Here is a 20,469-nt window from a genome sequence, read left to right as displayed (position 1 = left end):
TCAGCTCAATTCCGCGAGTTGCACGCTCGCTCCACTCAGCATGCGTTTCATACGGACGTTCGCGGCCGGCCGCGCGACAAAGCGCCTGCCGTCGACGGAAGCCCCATCGAGACGCTTCAATATCGAATTCACGGTCTCGATGCCGAACGCCTTGCCGTCCCGCCGACGCTCGCTTTCGGCGGAGCTGTAAGCACGACGCAGCAACGAACTTGTCCTGTGGCCCAGAGTTCGACGAACCGCAGCCGCGGCCATTCCGCGCAGCGAAGGCCGTGCTGTCGCAGGCATCGGCGCGTCGCCCCGCCGGGCGGAGATTGTCGCGAGCACCACCTCGGACACGCGAGCAGAACTCGCGCCATCCACGGCGGTATAGAGCTCGCTGAGAATTTCGCGGCGAAACGTCGTGGTCTCGGCGGGCAGTGGCGGCATGCGATCCTCGAGCCCCTGCCGGACCAGCTCGATCATTTCGGCTTCCCGGGCCGCACCTCGACTGACCCGCGTCGCCGCATCGAGGCGCAGAGCCGGAGTGTTGAACCACTCCATGCTCAACGGCTCGACGTTCAGCATGGTGGCCTCGATTGCGGTGGAACAATTCTGATGAACCAGCAGGCGCGCACCGCTGATCCATTCGAGCGACGTTCCGCTCTGAATGACCTTGGCGTTCGGCAGAGCCGCAAACGCATCATACGAGCTGATGTTCTCGAATGGGTGCGGCCGCAGCACGAACTGCACGTCGGAAAAATGCTGCGCGAGCTTGATCGCCATATCCAGAGCGCTGCGATAGGCATGGGCGCCATCGGCGATGAACTGCCGGGCGAATTCGCGTTCGAAGCCCGCCTTGACCATCGAGTCTTCCTCGTGCGAGCTGCTGCCGGAGAAGCGCGGATTCACGGTCGGGAAGTTCGTGTTGATGAGAACGTAGTCCGAGCCAACGGACGGCTTCGGCAACGCCGCGCGCCAGGGAGGCGCGCAGAAATCATAGCGCGGACAACCGGTAGCGTGCAGGCGATCGGCCGCGACCGTGTCCTGCCGGAGGAACGCTGCGTACTGTGCCTGCCCCCAGACGCAGTAGAGATCGACAAGGTCGGGGCAGCCCGCACTCTTCACCATGCTGGCAAACTGGTCCGCGTTCTTGCCGCCAATTCCTTCCGTATCGAGAACGCCGACGAGAATTCCGGCGCTCTTGTAGGACTTGATCAGGTCGGCATTGTTGGGACGCGTGTAGTTCACCAGCACGAGATCAGGCCGCAAGGCCGGGACGTCGAACCCCTGCTCGTACATGGGCACCAGCGTAGCCTGCACGCCGCGTGTCGACAGCTGCCGCGCGAGCAGCACCAGTCCCTCGAGATCGCGAAGCGGGTTATCGACGACCAGACAGACATGCGGCTGATCAGCCACGGGCGCTCCTCGCCGCGCCTTGCGGCGTCGGGACCGCGTCGTCTGCAGACGAGAGCAGATCCCAACTCATCGGGGTTCCCCGCCTAACCGCTCGTCCTACACGCTTGCCAAGCAGCGTCTCGAAATACTTCGGTGGCAAGCCAAGACCGGGCCGGATAATGCGGAGGTTTTGCTCGCTGAGCACGTCGCCGGGGGCGAGATCCTCCGTCACGTACAGCGACCGGCGGAACACCAGCGACTTGCTCTCCTTTTCGGTCAAACCATAATAGACTTGGCCGAGAGCGAGCCAGGCGCGCTTGGTCTCGACCACGAGAGCGGCCATCTCCTCCGGCTCCATCGAGAAGGTCGAATCGACGCCGCCGTCGGCGCGGGCAAGCGTGAAATGCTTCTCGATCACGGTCGCGCCGAGCGCAACACTTGCGACCGACGCACCGATGCCGAACGTGTGGTCCGACAGCCCGACCTGACAGCCGAATAGCGAGCGCATATGGGGAATGGTCAGCAGATTGGTGTCAGCGGGCGTCGCCGGATAGGTGCTAGTGCACTTCAGCAGGACGAGCTGCTTGCAGCCCGCCGCCCTGGCCGCCCTTACCGTCTCATCGATATCGGCCACCGTGGCCATGCCCGTCGAGATGATCATGGGCTTGCCAGTGGCCGCAACCTTGCGAACGAGCGGCAGATCGGTGTTCTCGAACGAGGCAATTTTGTAGCAAGCGACACCGAGACCTTCGAGAAAATCGACAGCGCTCGCATCGAACGGCGTTGAGAACGGAATCATGCCGAGCGAGCGCGCGCGGTCGAAGATCGGTCCATGCCATTCCCAAGGCGTATAAGCCTGCTGGTAGAGTTCGTGCAGGGAACGACCTTTCCAGAGGCTGTCGGGATCATCGATGAAAAATTCGTCGCGCGCGAGTGCCAGCGTCATCGTGTCGGCCGTGTAGGTCTGCAGCTTGAGGGCGTGAACCCCCGCCTTGGCGGCCGCCTCGACGATCGCCAACGCCCGCTCGAGCGACTGATTGTGGTTGCCCGACATCTCCGCGATGATGAACGGCTCGTGGGACTGGCCGATTGCGCGCCCGGAGAGGGATATCGTGTCAGTCATCGATTGCTCCAACCTTTTCAAGGCGCACCAGGTAACGGTGACCGCGGAAATCGAAGAACACGGGAAAACGCTCAGGATCCGCTACTCGCAGAAGCTCGAATTGCTGAGCCAGTGGTTGCGCCGGATCCAGCCTCGAATCCTCCGGCGAACGCCGTGGATAGTACGTCGGCGCGCGGTCATCCTGAGCAACCGGCGCCCTTCGTCCGATGCTGACTAAAGCCTCGTTCATGAGATCGAGCTCGATCGCAAACAGCTTCGCATTGATCTCGTCGAACAATTCATGGCCTTCGAGGATCAGGTGACGCTGCGCCCAGATGGCGCCCGTGTCCACCTGGTCCTCCGCCTCCAGCAATGAAACAACGATGTCATTCTTCCCCTCGAGGATCTGCCAGATGTGGGGCGACCATCCGCGCCCCTGCGGAAGGTCGCTCGCGTGAATTACGAGGCACTTATCGTAGCGTGCGCGATCGCCCGCCGAAATGATCTCGTGGCACGAGATCAGGAACAGAATGTCTCCGCCCGAGAGTTCAGCCTTTCTTTGCACGAGCTCGACTTCGTGCGTTGCACCTGTAAGCTGAGCCCAATGCTGCAGATGCGGGTAGATCGGATGCGACGCGCTGGAGCAGAGGATCGAAATCTTCATCTTCAACCGACGGACCGAACAGCGGGATTCCCAAGTTTCGCCCTGCGTTTAGCACGAAAGTCCGGCTTGGCCACCAGCTGGCTGCACCCCTTCGGAATTTTTCGGCGCGTGGCAGGATTTTGGCCCAAAATCAAAGCCTTAATCGCACATCCGGGCCATGACCCGGTTCCTTCCCTCTCCGTCCACCAGCCCAAGGGCGGCCTCGCCCATGGTCCTGACCCGAGGTGCACTGTCGAACAGCGAATGAGTGCCTTCGGCAAGCATTTCAACCGTGACGGTAGTCGCGGAACCAAGATAAAGCGCAGCTCCCGCATCGGCCAGGGCCGTTAGCGCGCCGATCTGGTTGTCGGCAATATCGACCACCACGGCCGGCAGGCCTAGGCAACAGCGCTCCCAGCTCATTACGCCGCCGGCCCCAATCGAAAGATCGGCCCGCCGCATCAGCTCCGCGATATTGTTAGCCCCCCGATAGACCCGCGCGCCCGACAACCCGCTGCATAACCGCATGATCGAGTCCGTATGGGGATTGCTCAGCCCCACGACTACATCGACCTCTACCGACGGTATCTGGAGGCTCGCAATCGCTCGCACCGCTTTTGCGGTCTCATTGGTGGGATCGGAGCCGCCATAGCAGACCAGAATGCGGCCAATCTCTCCGCTGCGGCTTGTCAACATGCGACGCTGTTGCGCGAAATCGGGGCGAAGCAGGGCGTAACGCGGTCCGAGCAGTTTCACACAGGTCTCAGGCACTTGGTCGCGATAGCGCGCGTGCATCTCTCGAACGAGATTCTGATCGAGCAGGACCTCGCAGTCATGTTGGCGATTGGCCAGATCGTCGATTGCGAGAATCCTCAGGGCATCGCGGCGACATGCGCTTTCCCAGCGAAAATCGAGGGCGTAGTGATCGACAATGAGCCAATCGGCCGCGCCGATCCGGTCCATGGCTTGCGAGGTCTGCTCTGCGTCCTGTCGCCATGTTGTCGGCAGCCAATCCGCATACGGGCCGGCGTCGTCCGTTTCGGGACACCCCTCCGGCGGATCCGGCAATAGGCGCACATCGTGTCCGCGTCCTTCAACGAATGCTCTCAATCCCGCGGCGTGGCTGCGCAGGAGAAAGCACGACTTCGCTCCCCTTTCGGCGAGCGCATTCGCCAACGTAAGGCATCGGGTGAGGTGCCCCATACCCATCTGGACCGATGCGTCAACGCGAAAGACAACTCGCTGCATGCTGTTCGTGAACCCAACCAACGACCTTGTCCTGCCCACGATCATAGCCGATGCGACCGTCGGCTGCCACAATCGGGGATCGGAACTCACCCCAATCCGCCCTTGAGCTGTCGCGCAGGCTTCTATATGCGGAAACTGCAACCAATCACACCGCAAACCAAACATGAGCTCCTCCAACACGATCCTGATCACGACGCTTGCCGAATACCAGACCCGGTTCTGGATTCCGGTGGCGCAGCGTCTGCGCACGTCAGGATGCGATGTCGAACTGCTCGCCTTTGACGATCGCAGCGCCGAGATGGCGGTGACCGCGGGCGTGCCGGTCACGAACATGTACCGCGAGGGCCTCAAGGCCGGCCCCTCGCCCGATGAACGGAAGGCTTTTGATGCACGGATCGAAGCCTATGGCCTCGACGGCTCCAATTTCCTGTTCAGCCATGAGCGCTTCGCTTTCGGAATCCGCGACAGCGCGGCGCTGCGCCGGCGCTTCATGATCTACGCCAACGCCATGGAGGCGTTGCTCGACCGTCTCGCGGGGCAAGGCAAGCATGCCGTGCTGGTGCAGGAGCTCGGCGGCTTTCTCTCGGTGATCTCGAGCTTCTACGCTGCGAAACGTCGCGGTATCCGCAATTGGTTCATCGAGCCGTCATTCTTCCGCGGCCGGATGTACTTCACGCCGGATAGTCTTGCCGCGCCGCAGGTGATGGCGAGACCTGCGGATGAGGTGTCGCCCGAAGTGCGCAGCTATCTCGACGACACCCTGAAGCAGCAGGCCATCGTCATCCCCAAGAAAGACCAGCATCATTATTCGGCGGCCTTCAAGAAGGTGGTCAACCTGCGCAACTCGCGCCGCCTCGCCGAGAAACTCTGGGACCAGCTCGCGCTCGGCAAGCACCAGGAATTCGGGCACAATCTGCGCCATGCCCGCGTGCACGCCGCGATGGCACTCAACGCGACACGGCTGAAGAAGCTCTATCGTCCAATCCCGGACAAGCGGTTCGTCTATTACCCCTTTCATGTGCCGGCTGACATGGCTCTGACCCTGCGCTCGCCGGATTATCTCGATCAGGTTGCGACCGTCGATTTCCTGCTGCGCACGATCCCGGATTCGCACGTGCTGGTGGCGAAGGAGCACCCTGCCCAAATCGGCGCAATCTCGGCCGATCGCCTGTTCGAGCTGGCGCGCCGCTTCGACAATTTCGTGCTGCTGCCGCCACAGACCAACAATTACACCGTACTGAACCGCTCCGACGCCGTCATATCCGTCAACAGCAAATCCGGCGCTGAGGCGCTCCTGCTCGGCAAGCCGGTCGTGGTGATGGGTGATGCCTTCTACAGCTCATGTCCGCTGATCTATGCCGCCGACCGCCTGCGCGACGTGCCGACACGCCTGCGCGAGGCGCTGCGGGACGGCCCATTCGATCCGGCCAGGGGCGCTCCCTATTTCGAGGCCGCCTGGCGGCGGTCGTTCCCGGGCGAACTCTATATCAGCGACGGCGAACAGCTCGACACCTTCGCGGCTTCGTTGCGCGCCGCGGTCGTCGAGACCGCCGTTGCCGGTTGAATGGATTGCGAGATGCCCCTTGTCTCGATCATCACGCCATCCTGGAACGTCGAACGCTTCATCGAGGAAACCGTCGCTTCGGTACAGGCCCAGACCTTCGGTGACTGGGAGCTGCTGATCGCCGATGATTGCTCGACCGATCGCACGCCCGCGATCGTGGCCGAGATCGGCGCGCGCGATCCACGGGTCAAGCTGATCCGGATGCCGAAGAACGGCGGTCCGGCGCTGGCGCGCCAGGCGGCGATCGACAAGGCCGAAGGTCGCTATCTCGCTTTCCTCGACAGCGACGACCTATGGCTGCCCACGAAGCTCGAACACCAGCTCGCCTTTGCCCGCGACAAGCGCGCGGCGCTCAGCTACACCGCGTTTCGCCGCATCGACGAAGCCAATACCATGGCAGGCCGGCTGATCGAGGTGCCGGCAGAGCTGAGCTATGACCAGCTCCTGAAGAACACCTCAATCGCGACACTGACGGCGCTGGTCGACCGCGAGATTTCAGGTCCCATCGCCATGACCAACGAGGGCTATGACGATTTCTGCCTGTGGCTGTCGATCCTCCGCCGCGGTCACATTGCCCATGGCCTCAACGAGGACTTGGCGCGTTATCGTGTCAGAGGCTCGTCCGTCTCCAGCCGCCCGGCGCGCTCTGCCAAATGGGTCTGGAACATCTATCGCAATATCGAGCACCTGCCGTTGCTCAAGTCGGCCTGGTGCTTCGGCCATTGGGGCGCGCGTGCCTGGCTGAAGCGGCGCCAGTTTTAGACGCGGCACGATAACCTGTCGCAACGACGATTATGGTGTCGCGATACCATCACCTAGGTGGGCCATTTCAGCTGTTGGAGCAGCCGGCGGTTGCCGATACCACTCCTCGAAGCCGCCGCTCGGCCGGGTATTTTGGAACCGATGATGCCGTTTGAAACCTACAAGAACAGCCGCATCCTCGTGACGGGCGGCGCCGGGTTCATCGGATCGCACCTCTGCGAATGACTGCTCGCGACCGGGGCTGAAGTGGTGTCCGCGGACAATTATTTCACCGGCAGCCGGCGCAACATTGCCCATCTGTTTGCAAATCCGCTGTTCGAGGCGGTCAGACAGGATGTCACCTTTCCGCTCTATATCGAGGTCGATGCCATCTTCAACCTGGCCTGCCCGGCCTCGCCGATCCATTAGCAGCGCGATCCCGTGCAGACCACCAAGACCTCGGTACACGGCGCCATCAACATGCTGGGCCTCGTCAATGCGCAAACCACAACCTAAAACGCGATGACGATTCATCTAAATCTCATCGCTTTAGTGAAACAGGAAGGTTCGCGCCAGAAGCTCAGTGATGTGGGGTAGGCTTGAATGGTCAGTAGGAGAGAAGGCCTGATCACTCCGCTGGTCTTCCCAAAATCCATGATCAAACGAGGGCGCTTGCGTCTCCAAGAGAAATCCGGTGCCGAGTGGGCGGCTGGAAAGATCCGGCAATCCGCTGTGGATGGAGCTAGTATCCATCTTACCGGTGAGCTCGATCTCAGGTTGGAAAACGAAACTTTCGTTGTGCTGTTTGAGAAACTCCGTTGCAGATGATGTGTTGGCCCCAGCAGCAGCCGAAGGAACTCCAATGGTCCCATCGCCATTGAGGTCTTGCTGGAAGGTGGTCTCGAGCGATCGAAGTGATGTGTTCGTCCCCGTCACCTCGGGAACGATGTTGCCCGTGTAGTTGCCGTTGGTGTCCGTGCTCCAGACGGTGTAGTGACCTGTCGCCGAGTCCCTCCAGGCCACATCGTATCCGCTGCCGGTCTGCTCGGCCGCGATGGGCGCCCAGGTCCCATACACGGTGGCGCTGACCGGCGAGCCGGAGATCTTCAGGACAGGCCCGCTGCTCGTACTGATGGCCTCGAGGTAGAAATTGTCTCCCGTCTGCACCAGTTTGGTGGAGCCCTGCGCCTCAATCGTGGCGCTGGGAATACCGATGGTGCCATCGCCATTGAGGTCTTGCTGGAAGGTGGTCTCGAGCGATTGAAGTGATGTGTTCGTCCCCGTCACCTCGGGAACGATGTTGCCCGTGTAGTTGCCGTTGCTGTCCGTGCTCCAGACGGTGTAGTGACCTGTCGCCGAGTCCTTCCAAGCCACGTCGTATCCGCTGCCGGTCTGCTCGGCCGCGATGGGCGCCCAGGTCCCATACACAGCGGCGCTGACCGGCGAGCCGGAGATCTTCAGGACAGGCCCGCTGCTCGTACTGATGGCCTCAAGGTAGAAATTGTCTCCCGTCTGCACCAGCTTGGTGGAGCCCTGCGCCTCAATCGTGGCGCTGAGAATACCGATGGTCCCATCGCCATTGAGGTCTTGCTGGAAGGTGGTCTCGAGCGATCGAAGTGATGTGTTCGTCCCCGTCACCTCGGGAACGATGTTGCCCGTGTAGTTGCCGTTGCTGTCCGTGCTCCAGACGGTGTAGTGACCTGTCGCCGCGTCCCTCCAGGCCACGTCGTATCCGCTGCCGGTCTGCTCGGCCGCGATGGGCGCCCAGGTCCCATACACGGTGGCGCTGACCGGCGAGCCGGAGATCTTCAGGACAGGCCCGCTGCCCGTGCTGATGGCCTCAAGGTAGAAATTGTCTCCCGTCTGCACCAGTTTGGTGGAGCCCTGCGCCTCAATCGTGGCGCTGGGAATACCGATGGTGCCATCGCCATTAAGGTCTTGCTGGAAGGTGGTCTCGAGCGATCGAAGTGATGTGTTCGTCCCCGTCACCTCGGGAACGATGTTGCCCGTGTAGTTGCCGTTGCTGTCCGTGCTCCAGACGGTGTAGTGACCTGTCGCCGAGTCCTTCCAAGCCACGTCGTATCCGCTGCCGGTCTGCTCGGCCGCGATGGGCGCCCAGGTCCCATACACAGTGGCGCTGACCGGCGAGCCGGAGATCTTCAGGACAGGCCCGCTGCCCGTGCTGATGGCCTCGAGGTAGAAATTGTCTCCCGTCTGCACCAGCTTGGTGGAGCCCTGCGCCTCAATCGTGGCGCTGGGAATACCGATGGTGCCATCGCCATTGAGGTCTTGCTGGAAGGTGGTCTCGAGCGATCGAAGTGATGTGTTCGTCCCCGTCACCTCGGGAACGATGTTGCCCGTGTAGTTGCCGTTGGTGTCCGTGCTCCAGACGGTGTAGTGACCTGTCGCCGAGTCCCTCCAGGCCACATCGTATCCGCTGCCGGTCTGCTCGGCCGCGATGGGCGCCCAGGTCCCATACACGGTGGCGCTGACCGGCGAGCCGGAGATCTTCAGGACAGGCCCGCTGCTCGTACTGATGGCCTCGAGGTAGAAATTGTCTCCCGTCTGCACCAGCTTGGTGGAGCCCTGCGCCTCAATCGTGGCGCTGGGAATACCGATGGTGCCATCGCCATTGAGGTCTTGCTGGAAGGTGGTCTCGAGCGATTGAAGTGATGTGTTCGTCCCCGTCACCTCGGGAACGATGTTGCCCGTGTAGTTGCCGCTGCTGTCCGTGCTCCAGACGGTGTAGTGACCTGTCGCCGTGTCCCTCCAAGCCACGTCGTATCCGCTGCCGGTCTGCTCGGCCGCGATGGGCGCCCAGGTCCCATACACGGTCGCGCTGACCGGCGAGCCGGAGATCTTCAGGACAGGCCCGCTGCCCGTGCTGATCGCCTTAAGATAGAAGTTGTCTCCGGTCTGCACCAAACTAGTCGACCCGACCGCCTCGATCGCAACGTTGATCACGCTGACGCTTGCGATCGTGCCATCCGCGAACTGAAGATATTCGACGCCAGTCACGGTGTCGGTACCGTCAGGCGAGCCGGAGCGCTGATCGGCTATGGTGAAGGTCTGCGTACTCGCGTTGTACGAGATGGTGTAGCTCGCCTTGCTGCCCGAAAACACGGCGGTGTCGGTGCCGGCGCCGCCGATGATGGTGTCGTTGCCCGCCCCGCCCGTGATCGTGTCGTTGCCGCCGCCGCCGTTCAGCGTATTGGCGATGGCGTTGCCGACGATGGTGTCGTTGCCGGATCCGCCGATGGCGTTGTCGATGTAGGAGCGCACGTCGCCGCTATAGAGATAGGCGTTGTAGACGTTGCCCGACGCGTAATGGCCGTCACCGAGATACGCCAGCTGCACCGAGGACAACACCGAGGAGGCGCCGGGATTGAGGTTGATGCTGAGGTTGGTTGTGTAGTTCGACAAATCGTAGGTATCGACGCCGCCGCCATCCCAGACCGTCTCGTAGATGCGGTTGGCTGAGCCGCCGACGCCACCGCCCGGCGCAAGCTGCCCAACACCGTTGATGAACTCCTGGCCGGTGGTCGGATTCCAGGTGTAGACGGTGTTGCCGCTTTGGGTGGTGTAGTCCGCGCCGTACATCGTCTGGAGCGCGAGGATATCGTTGGCCATGTACGTCTGAGGATAGCCATACGCCTCGTTGGTGTAGCCGGACGTGGTCGAAGCGCCGACATAGCTGCGATAGCTCATGACGGTGTATTCGCTGTCGTCATGCGCGCTCGGCACCGCGACATTGGCGGGACCACCGGCCTCCTGGCTGTGCTTGAGGCCAAAGGCATGGCCGAGCTCGTGCAGCGCGGTCGTGAAGTAATGATTACCGAGCTTGGCTAGCGAGTAATTGTACTGAGTGCCGAACCAGATGTCGCCGCCGGACGCGTAGTTGCCGGGATAGTAGGCATAGGAGGTCGGATTGGCCGCCGGCGACTGCGCGATCATGAGGTCGGCGCCGTTCGTGCCCGCGTACTGGATATTGGCGTTGGTGTAACTGAGGATCAGACCGATCGCGTAATTGATCGCCGCCTGGATCTGGGTGGGCGCCGAGGCAAAGCCCGACGTGGTCGGCTCGCTGTCACCACCGCTGTAGGGATTGGCGTAGTCGCTCGGCGCGTCGGGAAAACTGTAGGTGATCGTGCCAGACCATTTGTAGCCTGACAGCAGACCGTCGATCTCGGCGTTGTTGGTGGCACTGACATTAACGGCGGTAGCCAATTGAATCTCCAAAGCAACGCGTCGTGTGATTCGCCGCGAGGGCACATGATTCTAGCTAGAGAGTTAAACGTTTGGTTTAAATGGGGCAGGGGCGTTCGCAACGCTTCCATAAGGCTGTATTAGCCATCAAATTCCGTAGTCATACGGAACAGAACGCAGGGTTTCGTTCCCGGAACTCCCGTCATTTGTAGGGTCTTCATGAAACGACATTCATTCCCGGCCGGCCTGTTTGGCGCCCTGATCGTGCTTGCCGGACTGCCCCTGCAACCCCTCGAAGGACTGCCTGTCATGGTGAAGAAGGCCAAGGCGGACGACAGCGGCAAGGCGGGGCGCGCGCCCTCCATGCCGATGGCCCGCGATCCCGCCGTTGCGGTAGCGGAGGAATACGAAGCTGCACGCCGCAAGGGAACGTGGGAGGCGCTCGAACTCTTCATTGCGCGTCACGGTGATGATCCCCTGGCCGAGCAGGCGCGGGCCGGGTTGAAGCGCCTGCCGCGCTGATCTCGCAGGCACCGCACCAGGCATGGCATTTCGGCAGGCGGGACCGGCGCCGGGCCGGGCTTGTCGTGTGGTCTTTCGGCACTATGGTAGGCCCGCAACCTGTCCTGGAGCCTTGCAAGATGCCCTTTCCGCATGCCTCGGAAGCCCTGTCGCGCTTCACCGTGCTCGATCTGACCCGCGTCCGATCCGGGCCGACCTGCGTGCGGCAGCTGGCGGACTGGGGAGCGAATGTCATCAAGATCGATGCGCTGACCGAAGATGCCGGCGGCGAGCAGCCGGGCGGCCCCCGGCGGGGCTCCGACTTTCAGAATTTGCATCGCAACAAGCGGGCCATGACGCTGAACCTGAAGGACGAGCGCGGGCTCGCCGTGTTCAAGCGCCTCGCAGCCAAGGCCGACGTCGTGGTCGAGAATTTCCGGCCCGATGTGAAGAAGAAGCTCGGCATCGACTACGACAGCCTCGCCAAGATCAACCCACGCATCGTCTATGGCAGCATCTCCGGCTTCGGCCAGGATGGCCCCTATCACAAGCGGCCCGGCTTCGATCAGATCGCGCAAGGCATGGGCGGGCTGATGTCGATAACCGGGGCGCCGGGCGAAGGCCCGATGCGCGTCGGCATTCCCGTGGCCGACCTGACGGCTGGCCTGTTCTGCGCCATGGGCATCCTCACCGCGCTGCTCGAGCGCGAGGTCTCGGGCAAGGGCCAGTGGGTGCAAACCTCGCTGCTCCAGGCACAGATCTTCATGCTCGACTTCCAGGCCGCGCGCTGGCTGATGGAGAAGGAGGTGGCCAAGCAGGCCGGCAACAACCATCCGACCAGCATCCCGACCGGTGTGTTCAAGACCTCTGACGGCTACATCAACATCGCCACCACGGGCGGGCGGATCTGGGAGCGTTGTGCGCAGGCGATCGGCGCACCGGAGCTCTATGCCCATCCCGACTATGCGACCGCCCCTGCCCGCTCCAAGAACCGCGACGCACTCAATGCCGAGATCGAGAAGCGCACCGTGACGAAATCGACCGAAACCTGGGTCCGCGAGCTCAACGAGGCCGGCGTACCCTGCGGGCCGATCTACGCCATCGACCAGATGTTCAATGACGCCCAGGTCAAGCATCTCGGCATCGCCCAGGATGTGCCGAACGAGGAGGGCCGCCATATCCGCTTGGTCGGCCAGCCCGTGACGCTCTCACGCACGCCAAGCAGGATGGTGGCGCGGCCGCCGGAATTCGGCGAGCAAACCGATGAGGTGCTGAAAGAGTTCGGCTTCGGCGCCGACGAGATTGCGGGGCTCAGGGACGCCAAGGTGGTGTGAGTCCGGCCTGAAGCATGATCCGGAAAAGCGTGAAGCGGTCTTCCGGAAAGATCATGCACAAACAACAAACTAAAGCGCGATCACGATTCATCCAAATTTCATCGCGCTTTATTGCGATGTCGCTCTCGCCCCCTGTGTCAGTCCGACGCGAGCAAGCACACCGTCGATCACCGGCCAGAACAGCAGCACGATCGCCAGCGTCGTGATCGAGCCGACTAGGCCATTCGACCAGAACACCTTGAGGTCGCCGCCGGAGCCTATCATCGAGAGGCGGAAGGCATCCTCGGCGCGATTGCCGAGCACGAGCGCCAGGGTGAACGGCGCCAGCGGAATGCCGATCTTCTTGAAGACATAGCCGACCACGCCGAAGCCGAGCATCAGCCAGATGTCGAACATCGCGTTCTGGATCGCGTAAGCGCCGATCGCGCAGGACACCACGATCATCGGCGCCACCGCAGCAAATGGCACGCGCAGGATCGAGGCGAAGATCGGCACAGTCGTCAACACCAGCACGAGGCCGACGACATTGCCGAGATACATCGAGGCGATCAGGCCCCAGACGAAGTCCTTGTGTTCGACGAACAGCAGCGGCCCCGGATTGAGGCCCCACACCATCAACCCGCCGAGCAGGATCGCCGCGGTGCCCGAGCCGGGAATGCCGAGCGCCAGCATCGGCAGCAGCGCCGAGGTGCCGGAGGCATGCGCCGCCGTCTCCGGCGCGAACACGCCCTCGATGCGGCCCTTGCCGAAGCTCTCGGGTTCCTTGGCAAAGCGTTTTGCCAGATTGTAGCCCATGAAGGAGGCCGCGATCGCGCCGCCGGGGGTGATGCCGAGCCAGCAGCCGATGAAGGACGAGCGCAGCAGCGTCACCCAGTATTTCGGCAGGTCCTTCCAGACGCCGAGCACGACGCGCAGCGAAATGCTCGCGGCGTGTCCGCGCAGCGCCAGCCGCTCCTCCATCGTCAGCAGGATTTCGCTGATGCCGAACAGGCCGATGACGGCGACCAGGAAGTTGATGCCGCGGAGCAGCTCCGGCGAGCCGAAGGTCATGCGGAGATTGCCCGACACGGTATCCATGCCGATGCCGGCCAGCAGCAGCCCCAGCGACATCGAGATGACGGTCTTGTGCTTGGCCTCGCGCCCCAATCCGACGAAGGAGCAAAAGGTGAGCAGATACACCGCAAAGAACTCGGGTGGGCCGAACTTCAGCGCGAAGGACGAGATCATCGGTGCGAGGAACGTGATCAGCAGCACCGCAACCAGCGAGCCGATGAAGGAGGAGGTGAACGCCGCTGTCAGCGCCTCCGCCGCCCTACCCTGCTGCGCCATCGGATAGCCGTCGAAGGTCGTTGCGACCGACCAGGCTTCGCCGGGAATGTTGAACAGGATCGAGGTGATCGCGCCGCCGAACAACGCGCCCCAATAGATGCAGGACAGCATCACGATCGCCGAGGTCGGATCCATCGTGAAGGTCAGCGGCAACAGGATGGCGACGCCATTGGGGCCACCGAGCCCCGGCAGCACGCCGACGAAGATGCCGAGCACCAGCCCGACCATCATCAGCACGATCGTCTTCCATGTCAGCAAGACGACAAAACCGTGAAGCAGGAGACCGAGAGCTTCCATCGCGGGACCGCCTAGCGGCCGAGGGCCGCTTCGAGCGGCCCTTTCGGCATGATGACGTCGAAGGCGATGTCGAAGGTGACGAACATGATCGCCGTGAACACGAACGCGGTGAGCAGCGACTTCCACAGCGCGATCTTGCCGACGAGGCGCATGAAGCCCGCGATCAGGAGGAAGCTCGCGACATAGAGGCCGAGGAGCTGCGTGACCAGGCAGAACAGCAGCGTCGGCACGAACACCGCCAGCACGCGGCGCGCCTGCGCGTGCGTGACGAAGATCTCGGCCGCCCTGCGGTGCGCAACCAGCGCCGCGATCAGGCCATAGAGGCTGCCGCCGCCGAGGACGATGGAGAGATAGAACGGGAAATAGCCGGGCTCGGGCCCCGTCGCATCCCAGGCCGCGCCGGTGCGCCAATTGTCGTAGCCGAGCGTGACGGCCAGCGCTAGCAGCAGGATGCAGACGACGATCTCGATCGTGCCGGAGGACACGATCGAGGGCGAGTCGTCTTCAGGCGCGGTCGGATCCTCGACGACGATTTCTAGATCGGTTTGGGACATGAGCGAATGACAAACACTGCGGCTGATTCCCTCGCCCCGCTTGAGGGGATAGGGTTAGGGTGAGTGGGAGTCTCCACGAGGATGGTGAAAGCTGGGACTCGCGGAGAGTCCCCCTCACCCGGATTGCATCTTCGGTGCAATCCGGCCTCTCCCTCGCAAGCGGGGCGAGGTGAAGAAGACGGCTACTTCGCGACGAATCCGGCCTCCGTCATCAGTGCCTTGTTCAGCGAATCGTCCTCCTCGAGGAATTGCACCATGTCCTTGCCGGTGAGGAAGATCGGCTTCAGCGCCTGCTTTTCCATGTAGTCCTTGTACTCCGCGGTCTGCGTCACCTTGTGGAATAGATCGACGTAGAACGCCTGCTGCTCCGGCGTGACCTTGCCCGGCAGGAACATCGCGCGCAGCATCAGATACTGGACGTCGACACCCTGCTCCTTGCAGGTCGGAATGTCGGCCCAGGACTGGGTGTCCGTCACCTTGCTGGTGTAGGAGATGCGCTCCTTGTCGAACACGCAGAGCGGACGCACTTGGCCCGCACGCCAGACCTCGAGATTTTCGGATGGATTGTTGACGTTGGCTTCGGTGTGGTTGCCGACGAGCTGCGTCGCGGCCTCGCCGCCGGACTTGTAGGGCAGATAAGAGAATTTTGCGCCGGTCTTCTGCTCCAGGAACACGGTGAGCACGTGATCCTCGCGCTTGGAGCCGGTGCCGCCCATCTTGAACGGCGAGCTCGCCGCCTTCGCGGCGTCGATGAAGTCCTTCACCGTCTTGGGGCCGGCGCTGTTGTCCCACAGCACGAACTGATCGAGCGCGATTACCGAGACTGGGGTCAGCTCGCGCCAGTTGAACGGGATCTTCGCCGACAGCGGCAGCATGTAGATTAGCGAATAGGCGATCAGCACCTTGTTCGGATCGCCCTCGCTCGATTTCATGTACATCAGCGCTTCCGCGCCGGAGGCCCCGCCCTTGAGCGAGACCACCATGGGCTGCTTCATCAGATTGTTCTTCTGGATCGCCGCCTGCATCATCCGGGCCATCTGGTCGGAGGCACCGCCTGCCCCCGCCGCCACCACGATCTCGACGGGTTTGGTCGGCTCCCAGCCGGCAAAGGCGGGCATGCTCATCAACAGGGCCGTCGCAGCCCCGACGGCTTTCACTGGAATACGCACGAGTTTCGTCCCCTGGTTATTATTGGCTTTGTGATGCCGGGAAATTTATCGATGCATTGTGCGGACTAAAGGTTGTGAGTTCAAGCCGGCGGACATTCCGCCGCATATGACTTTCGGCTGACGAGGCGCGCGCTACTTGCCCTTCCAGACCGGCGCGCGCTTGTTGAGGAAAGCGTCCATGCCCTCGCGGAAATCTTCGCTCATATAGGCCTTCAGGATCAGATCCTCGCCTTCCTCGCGCGACAGCGTCCGGCGGATGCGGCGCACCGCTTCCTTGGTCGCTTCCAGCGTGAGCGGTGCATGGCTGGCGACGAGCTTTGCAGTCTCGTCGGCGCGACGCTGCAGCGTCTCGACGTCGGGCACGACCTCGTTGAGCAGGCCGAGCGCCAGCGCTTCCTGCGCCTCGACGAGGCGCGCCTTGAAGATCAGATCCTTGGTACGGGCGGGTCCCACCAGCGCAACGACACGGCTGATGTTGGACATCGACAGGCAGTTGCCCAGCGTGCGTGCGATCGGAAAGCCCATTCGCGTCGTCTCGGTGCCGATGCGCAGATCGCAGCAGGCCGCAATGCCGGCGCCACCGCCGGTGCAGGCCCCTGCGATCGCCGCGATCACGGGCACGCGGCACTGCTCGAGCGTGCCGAGCACGCGGTCGATGCGCGCCTCGTAGTCGAGCGCGTCCTGGGCGGTCTTGAACGCACGGAACTGGGAAATGTCGGTGCCGGAGGCGAACGCCTTGTCACCGGCGCCAGTTAGGATCAACGCCTTGATCGAACGGTCGGCGTTGATCTCCTGGCAGATCTCCGCCATGCGATCATACATGGCGAAGGTCATGGCGTTGCGCGCCTGGGGGCGGTTGAAGGTGATCCGCGCGATGCCCTCCGTGACGGAGTAGAGCAGGTCTTCGTTAGTCGTCGCCGGTGCGTTCATCGCGCGCTCACTTTCTTCACTACCGTTCAATCAGGCCGCCCTTAAGGACCTGATCCTCAGGCTACCTGAGCCTTGGTCATCGGTACCACGTCCCGTCCCTTCAGGACGTCCATGGCCGCCAGCACGCCGCCGCTCCGGTGCGGAATCTTTGCAAGATCCAGGCCCATCTCGACGCCGGCGAGCGTGCCCATCAGCATCAGATCGTTGAAATGGCCGATATGGCCGATGCGGAACACCTTGCCCTTGACCTTGTTCAGACCGGTGCCGAGCGACATGTCGAAATTCTCCAGCACGACCTTGCGGAAGGCGTCGGCATCAAAGCCCTCGGGCACGCGCACGCCGGTCAGCGCCGGCGAATGGGCCGCGGGGTCGGAGCACTGCGTTTCCAGGCCCCAGACCTTGACGGCCGCGCGCGTCGCTGCGCTGTGGCGCTTGTGCCGGGTCCAGACGTTCTCCAGCCCCTCCTCTTCCAGCATCTTCACGGCTTCACGCAGGCCGTAGAGCAGATTGGTCGCAGGCGTATAGGGGAAGGTGCCGAGCTTGTTGAAGTTGATGATTTCCTGCCAGTCCCAATAGGAGCGCATGCCCGGATTGGCCTTGGCAACCGCGAGTGCCTTCTCCGAGACGGCGTTGAAGCCGAGGCCGGGCGGCAGCATCAGGCCCTTCTGGGAGCCGGCGACCGAGACGTCGATGCCCCAGGCATCATGCTCATATTCCATCGAGCCGAGGCCGGAGATGGTGTCGACCATCAAGAGCGCCGGATGCAGGACGCGGTCGAGGATCTTGCGGACTTCGGCGGGCGGCGTGACACAGCCGGTCGAGGTCTCGTTGTGGACGACACACACGGCCTTGATGCTGTGCTGCTTGTCGGCAGCAAGGCGCTTCTCGATCTCGGCGAGATCGGCGCCGTGGCGCCAGTCGCTCGGGATGAAGTCGACGTCGAGCTTGAACTTGTCGGCGATGCCGCGCCACAGCACGGCGAACTGGCCGGTCTCGCACATCAAGACCTTGTCGCCGGGCGAAAACACGTTGACCATGGCCGCTTCCCAGGCGCCGGTGCCGGACGAGGGGAAGATGATCACGGGCTGCTTGGTGCGGAACACGCGCTGCATCGCGGCAAGCACGGCAAAACCGAGCTCGGCGAACTCCGGACCGCGATGGTCCAGCGTCGGCATGTCCATCGCCCGCAGCACGCGGTCGGGCACATTGGTCGGTCCTGGAATCTGTAAGAAATGCCTTCCAGTATGCACGGTCATAGGCGTCCTTCCCGGTCTAGCCTTGGATTTGATGGCCGCCGAATAGCACCATTTGGCCGGCTTGTCCCCTCCTCCAAGGAGCCGTTCGTGCATAGCGGGCCGGCCTGCGCCCGGGCGGCCCCGTTGCGGACCACCTTTATGTGCCGACGATCTTCAGATGCGGCGATGCGTTGCCTTGCGGACGCTGCTCCAGGAGCTTCATGGCGACGTCGACGCCGCCGGAGCGATGCGGCACGCCAGCCACCGACAGGCCCATCTCGACGCCGGTGAGCGCGCCGAGCAAAGTGAGCGCGTTGCATTCGCCGAGATGGCCGATGCGGAAGACTTTTCCAGCGACCTTCGACAAGCCCGAACCGAGTGACATGTTGTAATTGTCGAGCACAATCTTGCGGAACTGATCGGCGTCATGGCCGGGCGGCATCAGCACGGCCGTCAGCACCGGCGAGAACTCCGCCGGCTCCTGGCAGAGCACTTCCAGCCCCCAATGATTGACGGCGGCGCGCGTCGCCGCGGCAAGCCGCTGATGCCTGGCGAAGACGTTGGCGAGCCCCTCCTCGAGCAGCATCGCGATCGCCTCGCGCAGGCCATAGAGCAGGTTGGTTGCGGGCGTGTAGGGGAAGAAACCCTTGGCGTTTGGCTTGAGCATCTCCGCCCAGTCGAAATAGGAGCGCGGCATCTTGTTGGTCCTGGACGCAGCCAGTGCCTTCTCCGAGATCGCGTTGAAGCCGAGACCGGGCGGCAGCATGAAACCCTTCTGCGAGCAGCTGACGCTGACGTCGACCTTCCATTCGTCGTGGCGGTAGTCGACCGAGCCGAGCGAGGAGATGGTGTCGACCATCAGCAGCGCAGGATGGCCCGTGCGGTCGATCGCGGCGCGGATCTCGGCGATGCGGCTGGTCGCGCCGGTCGAGGTCTCGTTGTGCACGACCATGACGGCCTTGATCACGCGCGCCTTGTCCTCGGTCAGTCTTGCCTCGATCACCGCGGGATCAGCACCGCGGCGCCAGTCGCCGGGCACGAAATCGACCTCGATGCCGAAGCGACTGGCCATCTGCCGCCACAGCGTCGCGAAATGGCCGGTCTCGACCATCAGCACCTTGTCGCCCGGCGATAGCGTGTTGACGATCGCGGCTTCCCAGGCACCGGTCCCCGACGAGGGGAAGATCACCACAGGCCCCTTGGTCTGGAAGATCTTCTGGCTGCCTTCGAGCACGGTGCGGCCGAGCTCGCCGAACTCCACGCTGCGGTGGTCGATCACGGGCATGTCCATGGCGCGCAGCACGCGCTCGGGGACCGGGCTCGGGCCCGGGATCTGAAGGAAATGGCGCCCTTGATGCATGAAACCTCCCTGGCGACGGGATATGGCCGGCTGTATCAGGCATTTTGCATTCATTTTTTGTCCTTTCAATCGAAATTTGGTATTCGGTTGAGAACATCGACGCGACCAAACGGGCAAACTACTGTGCTGGAAATGAAATCCACGATTCCCGACACCGGGGTTCCGATCACCCCGCCCGCCGGCAGCGGCGGCGACCGCCAGGAAAACCATCACGAGGCCTCGCTCCATGGCGAGATCCTGCTGCGGCTGCGCGACTACGTGGTCGAAGGCAACATTTCGGAAGGAGCCCGCGTTCCAGAGCGTCAGCTCTGCGAGATGCTTGGCATCTCCCGCACGCCTTTGCGCGAAGCGCTGAAGGTGCTCGCCGCCGAAGGCCTGATCGAGCTATTGCCCAACCGCGGCGCACGCGTGCGCCAGCTCAGCCAGCGCGACCTCGAAGAACTGTTCGATGTGATGGCCGGGCTGGAAAGCCTGGCCGGGCGCCTCGCCTGCGAGGCCATTACAGATGCGGAAATCACCGCGATCGAGCAGCTGCATTACGAGATGTATGGCCACTATCTGCACCGCGACATGCACGGCTATTTCCAGACCAACCAGCGCATTCACGAGAGCATCGTCGCGGCCGCGCGCAACGAGACGCTGAAGACCGCCTACGCCAACTTCGCCGGACGGATCCGCCGCGTCCGCTACTCCGCCAATTTCGCCCGTAAGCGGCAGCGCTGGGCGGAAGCGATGCGCGAGCATGAGGCCATCCTCGATGCACTGCGCCGCCGCGCCGGCAGCGAACTCAGCGACATCCTGTTCCAGCACCTGCGCAACAAGCGGACGGCCGCGATCGAGCACCTGACCGAACCGAAAGAGGACGCTCCGGCGACGCCCTGA

At 62.8% G+C, this 20,469-nt stretch carries 16 protein-coding genes and 1 pseudogene; 6 read left to right on the top strand and 11 right to left on the bottom strand.

The annotated features are described in order from the left end of the window. The 4 genes from P6U31_RS12580 to pseG all read right to left on the bottom strand — a co-directional run bounded on the left by P6U31_RS12580 (position 1) and on the right by pseG (position 4,322). Complete coding sequence (locus P6U31_RS12580) at positions 1-1,395, bottom strand: surface carbohydrate biosynthesis protein (RefSeq protein ID WP_407188703.1); 1,395 nt, start codon at positions 1,393-1,395, stop codon at positions 1-3. Then, positions 1,388-2,497: a pseudaminic acid synthase gene (gene pseI, locus P6U31_RS12575; protein ID WP_407188701.1), complete on the bottom strand. Its 1,110-nt coding sequence runs from the start codon at positions 2,495-2,497 to the stop codon at positions 1,388-1,390. The genes P6U31_RS12580 and pseI overlap by 8 nt, the downstream gene beginning before the upstream one ends. After that, positions 2,490-3,140: a formyltransferase family protein gene (locus tag P6U31_RS12570; protein WP_407188700.1), complete on the bottom strand. Its 651-nt coding sequence runs from the start codon at positions 3,138-3,140 to the stop codon at positions 2,490-2,492. The genes pseI and P6U31_RS12570 overlap by 8 nt, the downstream gene beginning before the upstream one ends. 138 nt (positions 3,141-3,278) lie before the next feature. Further along, complete coding sequence (pseG, locus tag P6U31_RS12565) at positions 3,279-4,322, bottom strand: UDP-2,4-diacetamido-2,4,6-trideoxy-beta-L-altropyranose hydrolase (protein ID WP_407189837.1); 1,044 nt, start codon at positions 4,320-4,322, stop codon at positions 3,279-3,281. A 208-nt stretch (positions 4,323-4,530) separates the two neighbouring features. Here pseG and P6U31_RS12560 point away from each other — a divergent pair, with 208 nt between their 5' ends. The 3 genes and pseudogenes from P6U31_RS12560 to P6U31_RS12550 all read left to right on the top strand — a co-directional run. Next, the gene (locus P6U31_RS12560) at positions 4,531-5,931 is read left to right on the top strand and encodes a capsule biosynthesis protein (protein WP_407188699.1); all 1,401 of its coding nucleotides are present in this window, start codon (positions 4,531-4,533) and stop codon (positions 5,929-5,931) included. Between the two features lie 12 nt (positions 5,932-5,943). Next, complete coding sequence (locus P6U31_RS12555) at positions 5,944-6,693, top strand: glycosyltransferase family 2 protein (protein ID WP_407188698.1); 750 nt, start codon at positions 5,944-5,946, stop codon at positions 6,691-6,693. Positions 6,694-6,918: 225 nt separating this feature from the next. After that, positions 6,919-7,164 (top strand): annotated as a pseudogene (locus P6U31_RS12550) (SDR family NAD-dependent epimerase/dehydratase); the annotation flags it as partial. A 57-nt stretch (positions 7,165-7,221) separates the two neighbouring features. Here the strand turns inward: P6U31_RS12550 and P6U31_RS12545 are convergent. After that, entirely contained in the window at positions 7,222-10,899 is a 3,678-nt protein-coding gene (locus P6U31_RS12545) for a M10 family metallopeptidase C-terminal domain-containing protein (RefSeq protein ID WP_407188696.1), read from the bottom strand. A 198-nt stretch (positions 10,900-11,097) separates the two neighbouring features. Here P6U31_RS12545 and P6U31_RS12540 point away from each other — a divergent pair, with 198 nt between their 5' ends. Beyond that, positions 11,098-11,400 (top strand): hypothetical protein, encoded by a 303-nt coding sequence (locus P6U31_RS12540; RefSeq protein WP_407188695.1) that lies wholly within the window; start codon positions 11,098-11,100, stop codon positions 11,398-11,400. Between the two features lie 119 nt (positions 11,401-11,519). Next, positions 11,520-12,713, top strand: a complete 1,194-nt coding sequence (locus tag P6U31_RS12535; RefSeq protein WP_407188693.1) for a CaiB/BaiF CoA transferase family protein — start codon at positions 11,520-11,522, stop codon at positions 12,711-12,713. A gap of 108 nt (positions 12,714-12,821) precedes the next feature. Here the strand turns inward: P6U31_RS12535 and P6U31_RS12530 are convergent, their stop codons facing one another. The 6 genes from P6U31_RS12530 to P6U31_RS12505 form a co-directional block, all read right to left on the bottom strand. Further along, positions 12,822-14,339, bottom strand: coding sequence for a tripartite tricarboxylate transporter permease (locus P6U31_RS12530; protein WP_407188691.1), 1,518 nt, complete (start codon positions 14,337-14,339; stop codon positions 12,822-12,824). Between the two features lie 11 nt (positions 14,340-14,350). Further along, positions 14,351-14,893 carry a tripartite tricarboxylate transporter TctB family protein gene (locus P6U31_RS12525; protein ID WP_407188690.1) on the bottom strand — a complete coding sequence of 181 codons (543 nt, stop codon included), beginning with the start codon at positions 14,891-14,893 and terminating at the stop codon, positions 14,351-14,353. Between the two features lie 182 nt (positions 14,894-15,075). Beyond that, complete coding sequence (locus P6U31_RS12520) at positions 15,076-16,017, bottom strand: Bug family tripartite tricarboxylate transporter substrate binding protein (RefSeq protein ID WP_407189836.1); 942 nt, start codon at positions 16,015-16,017, stop codon at positions 15,076-15,078. 177 nt (positions 16,018-16,194) lie between these two features. Further along, positions 16,195-16,992, bottom strand: coding sequence for an enoyl-CoA hydratase/isomerase family protein (locus P6U31_RS12515; protein WP_407188688.1), 798 nt, complete (start codon positions 16,990-16,992; stop codon positions 16,195-16,197). A gap of 56 nt (positions 16,993-17,048) precedes the next feature. Then, positions 17,049-18,248 (bottom strand): pyridoxal-phosphate-dependent aminotransferase family protein, encoded by a 1,200-nt coding sequence (locus P6U31_RS12510; protein WP_407188686.1) that lies wholly within the window; start codon positions 18,246-18,248, stop codon positions 17,049-17,051. A 136-nt stretch (positions 18,249-18,384) separates the two neighbouring features. Further along, positions 18,385-19,587 (bottom strand): pyridoxal-phosphate-dependent aminotransferase family protein, encoded by a 1,203-nt coding sequence (locus P6U31_RS12505; protein ID WP_407188685.1) that lies wholly within the window; start codon positions 19,585-19,587, stop codon positions 18,385-18,387. A gap of 132 nt (positions 19,588-19,719) precedes the next feature. Between P6U31_RS12505 and P6U31_RS12500 the strand changes: the two genes are divergently transcribed. Then, complete coding sequence (locus P6U31_RS12500; RefSeq protein ID WP_407189835.1) at positions 19,720-20,469, top strand: GntR family transcriptional regulator; 750 nt, start codon at positions 19,720-19,722, stop codon at positions 20,467-20,469.

Origin of the sequence: Bradyrhizobium centrosematis, assembly GCF_045571495.1 — a bacterium.
Taxonomy (GTDB): Bacteria; Pseudomonadota; Alphaproteobacteria; order Rhizobiales; family Xanthobacteraceae; genus Bradyrhizobium; species Bradyrhizobium centrosematis.
The sequence above is the reverse complement of the archived record's forward strand: the minus strand, read 5'-3'. Positions and strand labels throughout refer to the sequence as shown.